Annotated in this window: 12 protein-coding genes, 1 tRNA gene and 3 rRNA genes; 12 read left to right on the top strand and 4 right to left on the bottom strand. The window is 43.9% G+C overall.

Annotation, left to right across the window (positions count from 1 at the left end; all coding sequences use genetic code 11):
* Window positions 1-14 precede the first annotated feature (14 nt).
* The 11 genes from ABK01_RS10010 to ABK01_RS09960 all read left to right on the top strand — a co-directional run bounded on the left by ABK01_RS10010 (window position 15) and on the right by ABK01_RS09960 (window position 13,273).
* The gene (locus ABK01_RS10010) at window positions 15-584 is read left to right on the top strand and encodes a histidine phosphatase family protein (protein ID WP_253675522.1); all 570 of its coding nucleotides are present in this window, start codon (window positions 15-17) and stop codon (window positions 582-584) included.
* Between the two features lie 401 nt (window positions 585-985).
* Window positions 986-1,438: a pentapeptide repeat-containing protein gene (locus ABK01_RS10005; RefSeq protein WP_230974413.1), complete on the top strand. Its 453-nt coding sequence runs from the start codon at window positions 986-988 to the stop codon at window positions 1,436-1,438.
* Window positions 1,435-2,028, top strand: a complete 594-nt coding sequence (locus ABK01_RS10000) for an MBL fold metallo-hydrolase (RefSeq protein WP_212565298.1) — start codon at window positions 1,435-1,437, stop codon at window positions 2,026-2,028. Before ABK01_RS10005 ends, ABK01_RS10000 begins: the two co-directional genes overlap by 4 nt.
* Before the next feature lie 119 nt (window positions 2,029-2,147).
* Window positions 2,148-3,308 (top strand): ISAs1 family transposase, encoded by a 1,161-nt coding sequence (locus ABK01_RS09995; RefSeq protein WP_253675521.1) that lies wholly within the window; start codon window positions 2,148-2,150, stop codon window positions 3,306-3,308.
* A 589-nt stretch (window positions 3,309-3,897) separates the two neighbouring features.
* Window positions 3,898-5,447: ribosomal RNA gene (locus tag ABK01_RS09990) — 16S ribosomal RNA — on the top strand.
* 101 nt (window positions 5,448-5,548) lie between these two features.
* Window positions 5,549-5,622: transfer RNA gene (locus ABK01_RS09985), tRNA-Ala, on the top strand.
* A gap of 193 nt (window positions 5,623-5,815) precedes the next feature.
* A 23S ribosomal RNA gene (locus tag ABK01_RS09980) occupies window positions 5,816-8,782 on the top strand.
* 113 nt (window positions 8,783-8,895) lie between these two features.
* Window positions 8,896-9,009 (top strand): 5S ribosomal RNA (rrf, locus tag ABK01_RS09975).
* Together the 16S, 23S and 5S rRNA genes with 1 tRNA gene alongside form the textbook arrangement of a ribosomal RNA operon.
* A gap of 371 nt (window positions 9,010-9,380) precedes the next feature.
* Window positions 9,381-11,084 (top strand): DUF5312 domain-containing protein, encoded by a 1,704-nt coding sequence (locus ABK01_RS09970; RefSeq protein ID WP_212565297.1) that lies wholly within the window; start codon window positions 9,381-9,383, stop codon window positions 11,082-11,084.
* Between the two features lie 129 nt (window positions 11,085-11,213).
* Window positions 11,214-12,032, top strand: coding sequence for a CheR family methyltransferase (locus tag ABK01_RS09965; protein WP_253675520.1), 819 nt, complete (start codon window positions 11,214-11,216; stop codon window positions 12,030-12,032).
* Between the two features lie 77 nt (window positions 12,033-12,109).
* The gene (locus ABK01_RS09960) at window positions 12,110-13,273 is read left to right on the top strand and encodes a protein-glutamate methylesterase/protein-glutamine glutaminase (protein ID WP_253675519.1); all 1,164 of its coding nucleotides are present in this window, start codon (window positions 12,110-12,112) and stop codon (window positions 13,271-13,273) included.
* 73 nt (window positions 13,274-13,346) lie between these two features.
* Here the strand turns inward: ABK01_RS09960 and ABK01_RS09955 are convergent, their stop codons facing one another.
* From ABK01_RS09955 to murB, 4 genes are all read right to left on the bottom strand, one after another.
* Window positions 13,347-13,859, bottom strand: coding sequence for a DUF192 domain-containing protein (locus tag ABK01_RS09955; protein WP_212565295.1), 513 nt, complete (start codon window positions 13,857-13,859; stop codon window positions 13,347-13,349).
* 60 nt (window positions 13,860-13,919) lie between these two features.
* On the bottom strand, window positions 13,920-14,555 hold the full coding sequence (locus ABK01_RS09950; RefSeq protein ID WP_253675518.1) for a hypothetical protein: 636 nt from the start codon (window positions 14,553-14,555) through the stop codon (window positions 13,920-13,922).
* Window positions 14,556-14,580: 25 nt separating this feature from the next.
* Entirely contained in the window at window positions 14,581-15,843 is a 1,263-nt protein-coding gene (locus tag ABK01_RS09945) for a Crp/Fnr family transcriptional regulator (protein WP_253675517.1), read from the bottom strand.
* A gap of 67 nt (window positions 15,844-15,910) precedes the next feature.
* A complete protein-coding gene (murB, locus tag ABK01_RS09940; protein WP_253675516.1) occupies window positions 15,911-16,879 on the bottom strand; it encodes a UDP-N-acetylmuramate dehydrogenase in 969 nt (322 codons plus the stop codon).
* A 67-nt stretch (window positions 16,880-16,946) separates the two neighbouring features.
* On the opposite strand from murB, the gene ABK01_RS09935 reads away from it, so the two are divergent.
* A complete protein-coding gene (locus tag ABK01_RS09935) occupies window positions 16,947-18,410 on the top strand; it encodes a cysteine--tRNA ligase (RefSeq protein ID WP_253675515.1) in 1,464 nt (487 codons plus the stop codon).

The following is an 18,410-nucleotide window of genomic DNA, read 5'->3' as shown; positions in this document are numbered from 1 at the left end:
AGAGGAGCTAAAAAATGACATGTATTCATTTTGTAAGGCATTGTCAATCGGATCATACGAAAAGCGGCGATGAGCGGCTTCGGCCTTTGACGAAAGAAGGTCTTGAGGACTCCCACGCAGTGTTGCATTATCTTAAAGATAAAAAAATTGATGTGTTTATCTCAAGTCCATATAAACGAAGCTATGACACGATCGCAAAAGCTGCCGAATATTATCATCTACAAATAAAAACCGATGAAAGATTGCGGGAACGAAAATCAGGCAAAAACGGGAATACTTTTGAACTGTTCAAAAAGCGATGGGCGGATAAAAATTACGCGGAAGAGGATGGGGAATCGCTTTATTCCGTGCAAAAAAGAAATATCGAAGCGCTTAAGGAAATAATAGAAATCTATCGGGATAAAAATATCGTAATAGGAACCCACGGTACCGCTTTAAGTACCATTCTCAATTATTATAATCCGGCATTTTGCTGCGATAGTTTTATGAGAATAATTGACTATATGCCGTATATTGTAAAACTTGGGTTTGACGGAGCGCAGTACGCCGGAATGACTGAGGAACTTATTATCAAAAAAGAATAAACCTGTTCGGAAACGGAAGTTCCCGAACAGGTTTAATACAACTGACCGCAGCGTAGGAACTATTGATTACGCAGTCCGCCGCCGTTTTGCGTTTATTACATTAAAATCCAAGAAGTCAGCTATTGAAAAATTTTGTGATAATCGGCATATTGGTACAGATATAGTATTAAAAAATAAAGCAGAATTGGAACAAAAGGTTACCTATGAGGTGTTACCGCTTCTTTACGAATATCATAAAGGAGAACTGCTTAAAACTTTATCGTATCCGCGGCGTAAATTTGTCCGACGCGGCTTTCTCCTTTAAAATAAACTGGAGCTTACCGGTAATGTTCGACATAACGAAACAATTGTCCTATGCGGATCTCTCCACGGCACTTGACTCGGGTTCCGACCTTAGCAGTATGAATTTTGCCGGTCTTACGCTTACCGGCATTAATTTTTCAGGGAAAAGATTTACCGGTTGCTCGTTTGCGCATAGCTGTTTTACGGACTGTTCCTTTACGGGTATACGGATACGGCTCTCTTTTTTTGACTTTGCCTGTTTTGTACATTGCACTTTTGATAAAGCTGATATTCAGTTTTCATGCTTTGCGGGAAGCACTTTTGAAAATACCGTTTTTACCGATTCGGAATTACTCATCAATAATTTTACTGGGGTTACGACACGTGAATGTAGCTTTAAGGATTCGGATTTATACGGTTCCCGTTTTATTCACTGCTCGCTGCATAAGACACCGTTCGAAAATTGCAATATAAAAAAAGTGTCTTTTCTAAAAAACACCTATGCCGATGTATCATTTAAATACTCCAATACACGTGTCGCTCATTTTGATACTGAGGAATTTATAAAATGAAAATATATCCTCACTATTCGAATGAAGGTTTTGTCAATAGCTACCTTGTCGGCAATGAGATACGCAAAGAAGCGCTGATTATCGATCCGGGAAAGATAACCGGAGAAGTAATCGGTCATATTGAAAAGAACGGTTATAGGCTTAGCGCTGTCTGTATTACACATAATCACATCCGTCACTATGGGTACGGGCTTCCGACGTTGTTAAAAATTTATAATCCACGCATATATGCAGCGGATCAAGTGCTCGTCGGTAAACATGGAAAGATGCTGCGGGGTGATTGCGCGCTTTCAATTGCCGGTTTTTCCGTCGAATGTTTTTCGGTGCCCGGACATTCACCCGATTCCTATCTATTTAAAATAAATAACTGTATTTTTACCGGCGACAGTCTTACCGCAGGGATCGTCGGCAGTACGCTGCATAGTTTTGCCGCAAAAACGCTTGCTGAGCAGCTTGAGAAAAAACTGTTTATTTATGATGATGCGCTCATCCTTTTGCCCGGGCATGGTCCGCCGACTACGATCGGAGTGGAACGTGACTTTACGCATGCAAATCTAAGGGGAAAACCGGTGAGTTCACCTCACCCCTAGAGCTGAGGTTTCTATTTGTTTCCGTGATAAGCGATCAGGGATTCCGCATTATAAATAGTGTCAAAAAAACAGTAGCTCACACGGTATAAAAGATGGTAAAATGTTCTTGGGGTGGAACAATGACATTACAAGAATCATTTGAAAACATTAAAGACGAAAGGATCGAAAGATGCAAGAAACACAATCTCGTCGATATACTGATGCTCGTGTTTGTGGGAGTATTGTGCGGGTATAAAAGCATAGAACAAATACAATTTTATGCAACATTAAGCGAACAAACCCTCAAAAAATATCTGAAACTGGAAAATGGCATCCCCAGCAGCGATACGATTCTGCGAGTGCTTGCAAGGATTGATGCAAAGCAGCTTGAAAAAGTATTCATAGAATATGCGCGGGAAGTATTCGGCAAGCATATTGCAGAAAATGAAGTATTAGCGATTGACGGAAAAACTATCCGGCGCTCTGAATATGCACCGACAGGCGAAGATAAAAAGGCTCATAAAGCTGCTCATGTTGTTTCGGCTTGGGCGCACTCCCTAGGTGTGTGCTTCGGGCAGGTGAAAACAGAAGAAAAATCAAATGAAATCACCGCCATTCCTGAACTTCTGGATCTGTTAGACTTAAAAGGGATGATTATTACTATAGATGCGATGGGTTGCCAGAAAAAAATCGTTGAGAAAATAGCAGAAAAGGAAGCGGAGTATGTCATTTCTCTGAAAGGAAATCAGCAATCGATCCATCGGGATGTAAAAGAGTTTTTTGAGCACCCCTGTGATGACGCTTATTGTCAGTATTACAATATTCAGCGAGGAGAATATAGCCTTGAAATTGGACACGGACGAATTGAAAAACGCACCTGTTATCTTTGCGGGAATATTGATTGGCTTTCAGAAAAAGATGAATGGAAGAATCTCAATGGCGTTGGAATGCTCGTGTGCGAAAGAACGGTAAAGAAGACTGGGAAGAAATCCGTTGAACAAAGATATTTTTTGACCTCACTGACAGATGTGCACAAGGCAGCATTTGCGATGAGGGCTCATTGGGGGATAGAAAATAACCTGCATTGGGTTCTCGATGCAATTCTCAATGAGGATTATTGTCTTGTGCGGAAAGACAATGCGGCAGCAAACTTAAGCGTCTTACGAAAAATTGTCTTGAATATACTCAAACAGGTTGACTTTTCGGATATCATAAAAGCAAAAAAAATGCCGCTTCTCCATAAGCAACACCTATGCAACAAACGAGAAGATTGCCTCGATAGAGTATTGCTCTCGTTATAATGCGGAATCCCTGGATAAGCGATGAAAGAAGGTTGACAGAGTGAGGTGATATGTAGTAATATTGCCGACGCTGCATCTTATCACTGCCGAGTAGCTGAAAATAGTGCAGCAGAATGAAAAAAAAGCTGTTAAGCTTATCAATTTCTTCTATAAAATATAATGTGTTTATATTATGCCGCGGTGCGAAGGTGGTAAGTATTGCTGATGTCTTTTGTTTTTTTTCTGTGTGTTTTTGATAATGAAAGAAAATTAAAAAAAAACAAAAGAAAAAAAGCAAAATGCGCTTGACAGAATAAATGATTTTGTGATATATTCTTCTTCGCTGCGGCGCACTAAGCCAGAGCGTCGGAGTGAGTGAACTGGTCTTTGAAATTAAAGGGAAGGGAAAGAAGAAAGCCAAAGAGCAATCATCTTTGGTAAGGAAAATAAGCGTAGAACAAAGAATGAGAGAAGAAGTGGCGCAGGGTGATGGATAGTTGCTTTGTGTTGTTATTTTTTTTCTCTCGAGGTCAACGTTCCTAAAATAAAAGAAACGGGACTTGCTTGAAAATTATTGAAATCAGACGCCCTTCGGGGTGTTTGAAATAAAATAATGGAGAGTTTGATCCTGGCTCAGAACGAACGCTGGCGGCGCGTCTTAAGCATGCAAGTCGAACGGCAAGAGAGAAGCTTGCTTCTCTCCTAGAGTGGCGGACTGGTGAGGAACACGTGGGTAATCTACCCTTAAGATGGGGATAGCTGCTAGAAATAGCAGATAATACCGAATACACTCGGCGCTTCACAAGAGGTGTTGAGGAAAGGAAGCTACGGCTTCGCTTGAGGATGAGCTTGCGTCCCATTAGCTAGTTGGTGAGGTAACGGCCCACCAAGGCGACGATGGGTATCCGGCCTGAGAGGGTGAACGGACACATTGGGACTGAGATACGGCCCAAACTCCTACGGGAGGCAGCAGCTAAGAATATTCCGCAATGGACGGAAGTCTGACGGAGCGACGCCGCGTGGATGAAGAAGGCTGAAAAGTTGTAAAATCCTTTTGTTGATGAAGAATAAGGATGAGAGGGAATGCTCATCTGATGACGGTAATCGACGAATAAGCCCCGGCTAATTACGTGCCAGCAGCCGCGGTAACACGTAAGGGGCGAGCGTTGTTCGGAATTATTGGGCGTAAAGGGCATGTAGGCGGTTATGTAAGCCTGATGTGAAATCCTGGGGCTTAACCCCAGAATAGCATTGGGTACTGTGTAACTTGAATTACGGAAGGGAAACTGGAATTCCAAGTGTAGGGGTGGAATCTGTAGATATTTGGAAGAACACCGGTGGCGAAGGCGGGTTTCTGGCCGATAATTGACGCTGAGATGCGAAAGTGTGGGGATCGAACAGGATTAGATACCCTGGTAGTCCACACCGTAAACGATGTACACTAGGTGTTGGGGCAAGAGCTTCAGTGCCAAAGCAAACGCGATAAGTGTACCGCCTGGGGAGTATGCCCGCAAGGGTGAAACTCAAAGGAATTGACGGGGGCCCGCACAAGCGGTGGAGCATGTGGTTTAATTCGATGGTACGCGAGGAACCTTACCTGGGTTTGACATCTAGTAGAAGGTCTTAGAGATAAGGCTGGGTAGCAATACCCTGCTAGACAGGTGCTGCATGGCTGTCGTCAGCTCGTGCCGTGAGGTGTTGGGTTAAGTCCCGCAACGAGCGCAACCCCTACTGCCAGTTACTAACAGGTAAAGCTTGAGGACTCTGGCGGAACTGCCGATGACAAATCGGAGGAAGGTGGGGATGACGTCAAGTCATCATGGCCCTTATGTCCAGGGCTACACACGTGCTACAATGGTTGCTACAAAGCGAAGCGAGACCGTAAGGTGGAGCAAACCGCAAAAAAGCAATCGTAGTTCGGATTGAAGTCTGAAACTCGACTTCATGAAGTTGGAATCGCTAGTAATCGCGCATCAGCACGGCGCGGTGAATACGTTCCCGGGCCTTGTACACACCGCCCGTCACACCATCCGAGTTGGGGGTACCCGAAGTCGCTTGTCTAACCTGCAAAGGAGGACGGTGCCGAAGGTACGCTTGGTAAGGAGGGTGAAGTCGTAACAAGGTAGCCGTACCGGAAGGTGCGGCTGGATCACCTCCTTTCTTAGAGAAAGGTAATACTAAATGCTTTGTAAGTTGTACACAAAGCTTTCGCTTATCGCTTCTTCTTTCCCTCTCTTTTTTATATTATTGGTTTGTAGTAAGGGGATATAGCTCAGCTGGCTAGAGCGGCGGCTTTGCAAGCCGTAGGTCAGGGGTTCGAATCCCCTTATCTCCAAAATCGTACGGTATAAATGCTTTTTGTTGTACGAAGAGATCTTTGAAAAGCTAGGGAAGGGAAAGAAAGAATGCTTGAAGGCGAGTTTTTTTTGTTGAAAAGGAATGAGCCGGAGAGTAGAGAAATAAGGTAAAAAGAAATGTTCTTGGCGATTGCTTGAATAAGCAAACGTTTTAAGAAGGGAACATAATATGGTCAAGCGAAGAATAGGTTTATGGTGGATGTCTTGGAGCCAACCGGCGAAGAAGGCCGTGATAAGCTGCGAAAAGCTTCGGGGAGGAGCACATATCCTGTGATCCGGAGATTGCCGAATGGGGTAACCCGATAGGAGAGATCCTATCATTACGCTCTTGAATAAAATAGAGAGGTAAAGCGATACTGAGTGAACTGAACCATCTAAGTAACTCAAGGAAAAGACATCAAAAGAGATTCCGAAAGTAGTGGCGAGCGAAATTGGAAGAGCCCAAACCCGTTAAACGGGGGTTGTAGGGCTGCACGGGCTTACGTACAGCAAGTGATAAAATGAATGTATAGTAGAAAGGTTTTGGGAAAGCCTGACAGAGAGGGTGAAATCCCCGTATACGAAATACAGTCATCTTGCCGGTGCAGTACCTGAGTACGGCGGGACACGAGAAATCCTGTCGGAATCCGGGTCGACCACGATCCAAGGCTAAATACGAGTTGGCTACCGATAGCGGACAAGTACCGTGAGGGAAAGATGAAAAGAACCCCGGTGAGGGGAGTGAAATAGAACCTGAAACCATAAACCAACAAGATGTTACAGCCCCTTGTGGGTAGTAGCGTGCCTTTTGTAGAATGAGCCTGCGAGTTACGGTATGCAGCGAGGTTAAGGAATAGGAGTTCCGGAGCCGGAGGGAAACCGAGTCTGAAATGGGCGAAGGTGAAGTTGCATGTCGTAGACCCGAAGCCAGAGTGATCTAGTCATGAGCAGGTTGAAGCAGCGGTAAAACGCTGTGGAGGACCGAACTACAATCTGTTAAAAAAGGTTTGGATGACTTGTGACTAGGAGTGAAAGGCTAAACAAACCTGGAAATAGCTGGTTCTCCCCGAAATGCCTTTAGGGACAGCCTTATACAAAATTACCGGAGGTAAAGCACTGGATGGACTAGGGGGCTTCACCGCCTACCAAACCCAATCAAACTCTGAATGCCGGTAATCAACGTATAGGAGTGAGACTGCGTGCGACAAGGTTCGTAGTCAAAAGGGAAACAGCCCAGACCGTCAGCTAAGGTCCCGAAATACTGCTTGAGTGTGAAATGAAGTGTGGATACCTAGACAGCCAGGAGGTTGGCTTAGAAGCAGCCATTCCTTAAAAGAGTGCGTAATAGCTCACTGGTCGAGTATACATGCGCAGATAATGTAACGGGGCTAAGCAGTATACCGAAGCTACGGGTCTTACACGATTTAAGTGTAAGGCGGTAGGGGAGCATTCCATGGACTGATGAAGGTGTACCTGAGAGGGGCACTGGAGGGGATGGAAGAGAGAATGCAGGTATAAGTACACGAAAAGAAAGGTGAGATTCCTTTCCGCCGAAAACCTCAGGTTTCCTGGGTAAAGGTCATCTGCCCAGGGTTAGTCGGCCCCTAAGGCGAGGGCGAAAGCCGTAGTCGATGGGAAATCGGTTCATATTCCGATACCTTTTATAATTTCGATGGCAGGACGCATGAGGCGAACCCCGGCCGGAGAACGGTTGTTCCGGTCGAAGTATTCAAGCCGTTATGAAGGATAGTAGGCAAATCCGCTATCCAAGGTGAGAAGCGACAGCGAGTGGATCGATGAGAGAAGCGAAGCGGGAGTAGTCATGGTGCCGGGAAATACTGTCTAAGGTTAAGGTTATAAAAGACCGTACCGTAAACCGACACAGGTAGGTAGGATGAGAAATCTAAGGCGCTCGAGAGAACTCGCGTTAAGGAACTCGGCAAAAAGCACACGTAACTTAGGGAGAAGTGTGACCTCTGTTTAGTAATGAGTGGAGGTAGCATAAAGCAGGCCCAGGCGACTGTTTATCAAAAACACAGCCATCTGCGAACCAGTAATGGGACGTATAGGTGGTGACACCTGCCCGGTGCCGGAAGGTTAAGAGGAGCGGTGAGCAGTAATGCGAAGCTGTCAATTGAAGCCCCGGTAAACGGCGGCCGTAACTATAACGGTCCTAAGGTAGCGAAATTCCTTGTCGGGTAAGTTCCGACCCGCACGAATGGTGTAACGTATCTGGGCACTGTCTCAACGCGAGGCTCGGTGAAATTTATATACCGGTAAAGAAGCCGGTTACCCATAGTTAGACGGAAAGACCCCGTGAACCTTCACCGTAACTTACTATTGGGACTTGGTTTATCATGTGTAGAATAGGTGGGAAACTGTGAAACTTGCTCGTTAGGGTGAGTGGAGTTGCAATGTGAAATACCACCCTTGATGAATTAGGTTTCTAACCTGTTCCGTGAAGCCGGAATGGGAACAGTGGTAGGCAGGCGGTTTGACTGGGGCGGTCGCCTCCTAAAATGTAACGGAGGTGCGCGAAGGTCTCCTCACGTCGGTTGGAAATCGACGCAGTGAGTGTAAAGGCACAAGGAGGCTTAACTGCAAGAGTGACAGCTCAAGCAGATACGAAAGTAGGTCTTAGTGATCTGGCGGTCGCGAGTGGAAGCGCCGTCACTTAACGGATAAAAGGTACTCCGGGGATAACAGGCTGATTTTCCCCAAGAGTTCACATCGACGGGAAAGTTTGGCACCTCGATGTCGGCTCATCGCATCCTGGGGCTGAAGTAGGTCCCAAGGGTTTGGCTGTTCGCCAATTAAAGCGGTACGTGAGCTGGGTTCAGAACGTCGCGAGACAGTTCGGTCCCTATCTGCTATGGGCGTTGGATATGTGAGAGGAGCTGCTTTTAGTACGAGAGGACCGAAGTGGACGAACCTCTGGTGTACCAGTTATCCTGCCAAGGGTAAGTGCTGGGTAGCTATCGTTCGGAAGGGATAACCGCTGAAGGCATCTAAGCGGGAAGCCCGCCTCAAGATTACATATCCCTCGGGGTTTAACCCCGCTAAAGACTCCTTGCACACTACAAGGTTGATAGGTTGCAGGTCTAAGCACAGTAATGTGTTATAGCCGAGCAATACTAATAAGTCGTGAGGCTTGACCATATTATCTTCTCTTCTTTACTTTTTCCCCTTGCTCTTTCTTTCCTGTCGCTTACAATAACAAAGCGCTTCCCTTTATTTAATAAATTTCGTTTCTTTTGTTTCGTTTTTTATTGCCCGGTTGCCATAGTGGAGAGGTCATACCCGTTCCCATCCCGAACACGGAAGTCAAGCTCTCATTACGCCGATGATACTGCTCATTCGAGTGGGAAAGTAGGTAGCTGCCGGGCTTTTTTTATATAACCGGCATCTCCGATTATATAAAAAACCGTCCAAAGGTTCCTTAAAATGCAGCATCTGAACAAAGTGTCAACTTTGGAAGGTGGTGCATTCGTGCGCGGAACGCGCACATGTCAATCTCGACGTTTGCCGTAGGGCAAACTCGCGGTTAACGAGGCAGCCTTATTTGGTTGCCGAAGTTATACCTTCGTATCAGTTTGCCGAATGCTTATTTCAAAGCTAGTGCTATTGTTAGGGCAAACTACCGTGTGAAACGCTTTATGCGTTTCACACGGTAGTTTGTCGAGTTCTTTGTCTAGCCACAAAAAATTTTAGAACTAGCCTATAGTTTTTTTTATCTGTTTTGTATATAATTTTCCTTATGAATCCTCAAGTTTCTACATTTGATAAATTGGTTGAGTCTCTTTCCACAGAAGAAGCGCAGATAATGCTCGCACATATTGCTGAGAGTATGAAGATGTCTGAAGATATACAGACGGATTCTAAAAAAGAGCCGTTGCTGAGCGATACTGAACTAAAAAAAAGCATTCAAATAAATGATGAACCTTTTTTTATTCGTTTATGGTTGCGCCTTAAGTCTTTTTTTAAGTCATCATCTATTGAGACAGTGTATGAAGAGGAATTGATTCGACGTCTTGGAAAGGACTTGCAGCATGAGTATAAGCAATACATCAATATAAAAGGAAATCTCTTTACAAAGGATTTTTATGAATTGTTGAGAGAATTACGAAAAACGCAACTATTTTTTACGTCTCTTTTATCCGCTTATGATACTGACAAAGGAAATTTTTACTTATTGGTAAGTTCTTTTGTCGCACCGGATGTGTATTTAAAATTAATGTATAATACTGATCCTTTTAGCTGTGTTCCCAGTTCTCAGGCAAACGCCAATCTCCGGTCTGAACTATTAAAAAAAATTGATGAATCATTTTCTCTGATGACGACGGATAATAAGGCTGGAATGTATCAAGCAGCTAATGCAATTGAATGGATGCGATATTTTTGTGAATTGCCGATTGATAAAGCTGTTTTACGCTTTACCGTAAATCCGGCAGTTGACCCTTCCTGTTCCGTTTATTTGCTTTCCGCAGAGATTAGTATGCTTGCATCGGTACTCAGTACAACAAAACCAATTCCTGATGTTGTACTTCAAGCTTTATTTTTGTTATCAAAGCAAGATAAGTTAAACGATAAAACGGTTAATATGGATGAAGAATCGGTTGAGTTTATCGCACAGGCTTCTCATGCGTTGGAAGCAATTAAGGAATTTTCCGTGAAAATTCCAATTTTGGACTTAGCCCGTTATACATTAAAATCGATACATTGGGAACCGCAACGTCTTGAAGGAGGGGAAGATTGGTTTCAACTCTTTAAAGTAGCATGGAAAAAACGATTTAGTGAACGGTGGCAACTATGGGCATCAGAGCAAAGACGCGCTCAATTAAGCCGTCAGATGCTGGATTTGTTGAAAACTGATCGGCTTGAACCTTTGATGTACCGTCCATGGGAGGATTCATGGCTTGTGCTTCGGTTTAAGCGTGAATTCTCATTTAGCTTTCTTGCTGCTTTTTTTTCAAGATTATATCCCTCTTTTGTGCAACCGGTATTAAAAACTTTATTAATGGAAGGAAATTTTTATCGTCGTGAGAATCTTGCGGAATATACGAATGCCTTTACAGCATTGGAAAAACAGCAAAGCTGTATTAGTACTTTTGAAACACGGTTATCTCCTGAGGGTGAAATTGGAGCGGCCTTTATCCAATTAAAGGAAAAAACTGTAGCAAGTTTGAAGAGTAAGAATAGTCTTGAAGCATTAATGAAAAATATTGAAACCGAAGCGAAGCAAATTATTAGTTCTTCTCAGAGTGCATTTAAAATATTGATTGCTTTGCTCAACGGCTTTATTGAGGGTAATAAAAACAGTGTATATGCACCGCTTTTAAATTGGATGATTATCCAAGGAAATGATAATGCAGATTTTAGAAAGCGAGTAGAGGGTGTAAAAAAATTGTTGCAGGAAGTAACAAGTATTCTGTCGGAAGCGGATAAGATTGAAACAGATTGATAATATGGAATAGAAAACAATAAACCTGTTCGGAAACTTCCGTTTCTGAACAGGTTACCTTGAAATGCGATGTTCTAATTTGCTTGACAAAAAAACAGAGCGACTTATACTCTATAAGGAGGAAAATATATGGCAGAATTTCTAAGTGACCGCAACTTTGAACTCTTTAAAGATTTAATATACAACGAAAGCGGTATCACTTTTTCTGTAACAAACCGATCCATTTTGGAAAGCCGTTTGAAAGATCGTTTACGCGAGAACAAAATGGACGATCTTGATGCGTACTATAAAATTTTGACTTCAAATAAAGAAGAACTGAAAATTATGTTAGATTCGGTTACCACCAATCTGACCCGTTTTTTCAGAAATCAACCTCATTTCGATGCTTTAGTTCATTATGTTATTCCTGAAATTGTCAAGATAAAACAAGCCGCAGGGCAAAACCAAATTCATATTTGGAGTGCGGGGTGTTCTACGGGTGAAGAGCCGTATACGATTGCTATGGTTATGAAGCGGCATTTACCGCAGGGATTTACAGCTGATATTCTTGCTTCCGATCTGTCGTTCAAGTCGTTGGTTGTTGGAAAACAAGGCTTTTATCCGGAAGGCCGTGTGGTTGGAATTCCTGATGATTATCTTGCACAGTACTTAACTAAACAAGGAACTGGCTATCAAATAAATCCTGAGATTATGAAAATGGTTAAGTTTGATTATCATAATTTAAAACATGATGCCAATAGAAATAACATCGATATTCTTTTTTGTCGTAATGTAATTATCTATTTTGACGAACCTGCACAACAGGCGGTTATTAATCGTTTCTGGGATGCGATGGCTCCTCACTCATTTCTTTTTATTGGACATTCGGAATCTTTGTTCGGTATGGATACGAAGTTTGAGTTTCTTAAAACCGAATGGGCATGTTTGTATCAAAAAAATGTTAAGTAGCGTTTTTATAGTTATGTACAAAAAAGGATATATGAATTTTTAATATATTTGCAAAAAATATAGGAGGTCGTTTTAGTATGGAAGATATAAAAGTTTTAATAGTTGATGACTCGGCTTTGATGCGGAGCTTGATTGGAAAAATAGTGGATGGGACACACGGATTGACTGTCGCTGATAAAGCAATGAACGGACGGTTTGCCTTACAAAAGTTAGAGCGAGTTCAGCCTGATATTATTGTGCTTGATCTCGAAATGCCGGAAATGAATGGAATAGAATTTTTGCGTGAACGAAAAAGGCTTAATATTGATATTCCGGTAATCATTCTGTCCAGTATTGCAAAAGAGGGCGCTCGTATCACAATGGATTGTCTGGAACTTGGCGCTAGTGATTTTGTTACTAAGCCTTCCGGCTCGGAATCGGCAAACTTAGCTACAGTCGCCAGTCAGCTTGTGGAATTTTTACAAGCGTATGGTAGACAGTATCAACTGAAGAAACAAGCTACTAGCGGTATTAAAACATCTCCAGCTACTCTTGCACCGCATTATATTCATACGCCCCATCTGCAGACAGCACCACAAACGCATACAGCTGTAAGCGGTACTTCTGTCTTTGCGGTATCTCCGGAAGAAGCTGAAAAACCGATGCAAGTTCGTCAGCCGGGAAAACTTGAAATTATTGCAATTGGGATTTCAACCGGAGGACCGAATGCCTTGCGCGAAGTGTTTGCGGAATTAGATCCGAATCTTCCGCAGCCGATTGTCGTTGTACAACATATGCCTCCGGGATTTACTTATGAATTTGCGAATAGCCTAAATAAGATATGCCCATTGGAAGTAAAAGAAGCTCAAGAAGGAGATCTTGTAAAACCGGGGCGTATTCTTATTGCACAGGGTGGTAAACACCTTATGGTTGAAAAGAAGCCTCTTGGCGTTATTGCGCATATTTCCGATGCTCCTCCTCAGAGCGGGCATCGTCCGAGTGCGGATGTGTTGTTTGCTTCTGTAGCGGAGCAATTCCAAAATCGTGCACTTGGAATTATCATGACGGGTATGGGCAAAGACGGAGCTGCAAGCCTCACACGGTTGTATCAAGAAGGTTCCCGCACTATCGGACAAGATGAAGCTTCTGCTATTGTATACGGTATGCCCCGTGTTGCTTACGAAATGGGCGGCGTAATGGAACAAGTTTCGTTAAGCAATATGGCCTCCGTTATAAATCGCTATGGAAGAGAATTTGCCTAAATATTAGGAAAGATTTTGACGGATGATGTGTGTGCATCAGTTCGGGGAGTATTTTCGGCCTAAATGGAAAGTGCTATTGCTGTGCTTCTGCTTTCAGGTGTTCGAGGCTTTCCGGACTGAGCATATCCCCTGCACTAATGCCTGCCCGCTCAAAGTAGCCTTGTGCTACTTCAAGGGCGTAGCGCACCGAATACGTGCTGGCAGTAATATCTAAGCTGAACGGCTGCATATCATAGATTTCTCGAACACAGCCCGTAGAATCAATAAAGGCAATGGAAAGCGGGTGGGGAGTATCTTTCATCCAAAAGCGTAATTTTTGATCTCGTTTAAAGACAAAGATCATACCGGTACCGCCCGGTATCTCTTTCCGGTGCATAAAACCACGCTGCTGCTCTTGGGCGGTTACCGCAAGTTCCACATCAATGGAAATACCGGTTCCTGTTTTTTTCGATTCGATGGTGATGGTAATAGGAGACGCTTTCGGTCTTTCCGTACCCGTACAAGATACGGTAGCCGCTGCAAAGATAAGAATGTATACAGCCGCAGACAAGTGTCTAAAATCCTTCTTGATGGAATATAAATACATGATAACTTTTCCTATGAAAGACCTTCTCAAAAATTCAGTTCCAGAGGATTCTCTTAAATTCTAAAATCCGTCGATAAAGTTTTGGCGGTTCGTTTCGGCAGCGGCTTTCTCGGTAGTGCTTTGAGAAATCAATTCATTGAATACCGTCAAATCGATATATTTTACGATAAGCGGCCGCTCGATAACAACACGGGTGTGTTCGTCTTCCCACACAGCACGCTGCGGGTTGATAGAGGTCGGTTCACCGTATTTTTCACAAAACTTGGAATAAACCGAATAGTAATCGATTGTATCGGTGTTTAGCTTAAAGATCATCGTATAAAGGTTATCCTGATAAAACTGGAACCATGACCTGCTGATAAAGTAAGAGCCTGCCGATTCGATAAGACTTCTGTTTTCCGTCGGCAGCAATGAAACATCCCGTTCGCCGCGGTACCCGAATACAGGATCCTGTTTGAGCGTCTCTTTTACTGCATCGATGTTCATGGCAAGCCGGATGCTGCGGTATTCGGTCGGTAATGCGATTTTTTCTTGTTTTTCGCTTTTTCCCGTAGGCTGCTTTAGTTCATTTCCAGTGGGTGCTTGAGCTGTGTGTACGGATTGTGCAGCTGTCGATGGTGCAGAAGATTCTCCTGCTGCTAAAGGTACTACAGTAACCGTAAAAAACAGAAAAGCCGTATATAAAAGATATTTCATCTTATACCCTCGGTGTCCTTGCATATCACCAGACCGGTTTTCCGCGATAGGTCGGTTCGTTTGCACGGGATTGCTTGCGGGCTTGTTCAATTTCCTGCATCTTTTTAAAGTATGCAGTCTGTTTTGACAGCTCAAGTGTATCGGTGATGATGATGCTGTCATCGGTACTGCGTACAATCGGGGTCATTAGAAACTCTGCAATCGCTTGCGAGACTTGTTCTTTGGGAATACTACACATCTTGGCAAGCTCCGCAGGGCCGAATAAGAAGGTGTGCTGCTTGCCTGCACCGGGCTGTATCCGTAGCTTTTCAAGTTGAATACTCAGCATATCGTACATCTTTTCAAGCGGAACAGGGATAAGCGTGTTTGCGAGCTGCTTGTACATCGCCCAAATGCGGTCGGCGAGGGTTGTAGTCAAGCGAGCAATCAGTTGGGGCTGAGTTGTAACCATTTGGTTGAAGTTTTGCCGGTTTACTGCTAAAAGCTGACACTCTTCCGCTGCGGTAATAGCTGTGGCCGAACGCGGCTTATTCTCAAGCAGCGCCATTTCTCCGAACATGTCTCCTTCTCTAAGAACGGCAAGTAATACTTCGCTATTGTCCACAATTTTAGAAATTTTTACTCGACCTTTTTGAATGATATATAGTTCCGTCCCTGATTGGCATTCGCAGAAAATCATTGATTCACGGTTATACACCCGAACCATTTGTTTGGTATCCGGTTCGAGCATCTCAATCGGCGCTTTTACACCGGTTGATTTTATTGCCATAAAGCGTTTCCGCGCCGTTTCGGCATATTGTCCGTCCGGTTTTTCTTTTAGGTAGTGATAATACGCATACAATGCAAGCTCAAACTTTGACATTCTCAGGTAATATTCGCCGATAGTAAAAAGATGGGAAATATCGGTCTCGATATTACGCTTCAGGGTAATTCGGGTAAGGGCTTCGTCCAAATACCGCATCTTTTTACTAAAAGAGTAGATAATCTTCATTGCAATAGGAGTGTTTTTTTCTATTAATTCCGGAAACTGTGTATAGTGTACGGCAATCAGCACTACATCGGAAACTGCAACAGCCGTTTCAATTTGACTATGGTGAGCCATACAGGCAATAACGCCTAAAAAGTCGCCCGGCCCGAGGAGATTTCCTTCTTCTTCCGCTACGACCTCGTTTTGCTTTGCAATTTGTACTTGCCCGCTTTGGATAATATAAAAACGATCGGTATCGGATTTCCCTTCAATGAGGATATAAGACCCACGTTTAAAATTTACAAAAGATAATTGAAGCACTTTATTACCCTCTTATTTTTTTGCTTGTCATCATAATACCAGTCTGTCGCAATGTGCGTAAGCCCCTCTATCCGGCAAAAATAACTTCCGGTTCAAGTTCAAACCCTGTTTTATCCTTCACCCGCTCTTGAATTGTCTCAATTAGTTCCACAATCTCCTGTGCAGTTGCAGAACCGGCATTCACGATAAAATTTCCATGCCACGGTGCCACTTGAGCGTCTCCTATTCGCAGACCACGTAAGCCGGCTTCATCTATCAGCTGACCGGATGGTTTTCCGAATGCATGATTATTTTTAAAGACGCTGCCCGCCGAAGGGAGTTTAAAATGCCCCTTCGCTGTCCTATCCGCAATGCGGCTCTCCATTATTTTACGGATGCGCATTGTATCTCCTTGCTCAACTCGGAACGTTGCGGAAAGTATCACCGTCCGGCTTTCATTCAGTTCTGCATACCGTTTATTTTGAGGCTGAAACGGTGAGCGTTTATAACCCCAGTCTTCTTGGCGGTATTTGAACTCTTTTATTGTGCAGCCTTTTTCAGAAAAACACAACACTGATACGGAAACCAATACGTCGGAAATCGATTTTTCGTAACAGCGGGCATTCATAAAGACAGCTCCTCCCACTGTTCCGGGAAGCCCTGCAAAATCTTCCAAGCCTGTAAGACCGTGATCTGCACAGAATTCCGTTAGATCCTGCATCAGCGCTCCGGCTTCCGCTTGAACAAACCGTTTTCCCGCAGATTCCACCGGCATGATTTTATTTAATCTGCGGGTATGGATAACAGCTCCCCGTATTCCTTCATCCGGAATCAGTAGGTTTGTTCCTCCGCCAAGCAGTATCGCCGGTATCTGCTCTTCTTTAATAAATGCAAGCGCTGTCTCCAACTCCTCCGGCGATGAAGGCGTAATATATATATCGGCATTTCCACCGATTTTGAAACTCGTAAATGGACTTAATTTGACATTTTTTTGTATTATATCACGGATTTTAACCGGGAAGCTGTTTTTTTTCTCTTTTTCTTCTAGATTAAACATACTAAAACACTATATACTATCAGCGGCATTTATAAAAGCGGCAATCGTTTATTATAGGGAGATTTTTATGAGTTTACGCATATATAATACATTAGGACATAGGATGGAAGAGTTTGTACCCGTCGATCCGAAAAAAGTAGGTTTTTACGGCTGCGGGCCGACCGTATATAACTATGCGCATATCGGTAACTTACGAGCATATATATTTCAAGATACGCTGTTTCGCCTGCTGCGGTTTTTAGGCTATGCGGTAACCCATGTGATGAACATAACCGATATTGGACACCTTTCGGGCGACGCTGATGACGGCGAAGATAAGATGGTTAAAACGGCAAAGGAACGCGGACAGAGCGTGTTGGAGATTGCCGATTTCTATACTCAAGCGTTCTTTAAGGATACCGAGCGGCTTAACATCCGCTGCCCCGATGTTGTGTGCAAGGCTACCGACCACGTATCCGATATGATAGAGCTGATCAAACGGATTGAAGCAAACGGGCATACGTATTCGGCAGGCGGAAACCTCTACTATGATATTATGACCTTTCCTAAATACGGGGAACTCGCCTCGATTAATCTCGAAGATCTCAAAGCCGGTGCACGTATCGCAGTTGATGAAAATAAGCGGAATCCTCATGATTTTGTGCTCTGGTTTACCAAGAGTAAGTTCGAAAATCAGGCCTTAGTGTGGGATTCTCCGTGGGGCAGGGGATACCCCGGGTGGCATATTGAGTGTTCCGCTATGAGTATGAAGTATTTAGGCGAGCAGTTCGATATTCATACGGGTGGCATCGATCACATCCGTATACACCATACGAACGAGATAGCTCAGTCTGAGGGGGCAACCGGCAAAAAATGGGTAAAATATTGGCTCCATAACGAGTTTTTGGTGATGAACAAAGGGAAGATGTCCAAGTCTACCGGCGATTTTATCACGTTAGATAAGGTTATTGATGCAGGCTATGCGCCGCTCGATTACCGGTTCCTGCTGTTGGGAGGACATTATCGCAGCCAGCTTACCTTCTCGTGGGAAGCGATGGATACTGCAAAAAATGCACGCAAAAACCTTGAACAGCGGATTGCCAATCTGCTTGCCGAAGCCAAAACGCTTCCCGATTTTCCCTCCGACAATCTGACAGCCGAACAGTCGGTTTCGCTGCTCCGTACTGAAAAAGCACGCTGCTATCTGGCGGACTTTATACAGGCGCTTGAAGAAGATATTTCAACGCCGCGCGCCCTTTCCGTACTGCAACAGGTAGTGAAAGATAAGGGGCTTGAAGCAAGCGAAGCTATCACGTTAATTCGCATTTTCGATACGGTTCTTGCATTACATTTAATAGAAGAAGCAGCGGCGCTTCATACCGGTATGGAATCGGTCGATAATGCAGAAGAAATCGAACGCTTGGTCGCTGAACGGACGGAAGCGAAAAAGAATAAGGACTTTAAACGGGCGGATGAAATCCGTAACGTGCTGAAAGACCGCGGAATTGCTTTGGAAGATACGGCAAACGGAACGCTGTGGCGCAAGATGTAA

The organism is Treponema sp. OMZ 305 (assembly GCF_024181325.1).
Lineage (GTDB): Bacteria > Spirochaetota > Spirochaetia > Treponematales > Treponemataceae > Treponema.
The sequence above is the reverse complement of the archived record's forward strand: the minus strand, read 5'-3'. Positions and strand labels throughout refer to the sequence as shown.

Excerpts from the sequence above, each read along its gene's own strand:
- ABK01_RS10010 (WP_253675522.1), top strand. The coding sequence starts at position 15 with ATGACATGTATTCATTTTGTAAGGCATTGTCAATCGGATCATACGAAA.
- ABK01_RS10005 (WP_230974413.1), top strand. The coding sequence starts at position 986 with ATGAATTTTGCCGGTCTTACGCTTACCGGCATTAATTTTTCAGGGAAA.
- ABK01_RS10000 (WP_212565298.1), top strand. The coding sequence starts at position 1,435 with ATGAAAATATATCCTCACTATTCGAATGAAGGTTTTGTCAATAGCTAC.
- ABK01_RS09995 (WP_253675521.1), top strand. The coding sequence starts at position 2,148 with ATGACATTACAAGAATCATTTGAAAACATTAAAGACGAAAGGATCGAA.
- ABK01_RS09970 (WP_212565297.1), top strand. The coding sequence starts at position 9,381 with ATGAATCCTCAAGTTTCTACATTTGATAAATTGGTTGAGTCTCTTTCC.
- ABK01_RS09965 (WP_253675520.1), top strand. The coding sequence starts at position 11,214 with ATGGCAGAATTTCTAAGTGACCGCAACTTTGAACTCTTTAAAGATTTA.
- ABK01_RS09960 (WP_253675519.1), top strand. The coding sequence starts at position 12,110 with ATGGAAGATATAAAAGTTTTAATAGTTGATGACTCGGCTTTGATGCGG.
- ABK01_RS09955 (WP_212565295.1), bottom strand. The coding sequence starts at position 13,859 with ATGTATTTATATTCCATCAAGAAGGATTTTAGACACTTGTCTGCGGCT.
- ABK01_RS09950 (WP_253675518.1), bottom strand. The coding sequence starts at position 14,555 with ATGAAATATCTTTTATATACGGCTTTTCTGTTTTTTACGGTTACTGTA.
- murB (WP_253675516.1), bottom strand. The coding sequence starts at position 16,879 with ATGTTTAATCTAGAAGAAAAAGAGAAAAAAAACAGCTTCCCGGTTAAA.
- ABK01_RS09935 (WP_253675515.1), top strand. The coding sequence starts at position 16,947 with ATGAGTTTACGCATATATAATACATTAGGACATAGGATGGAAGAGTTT.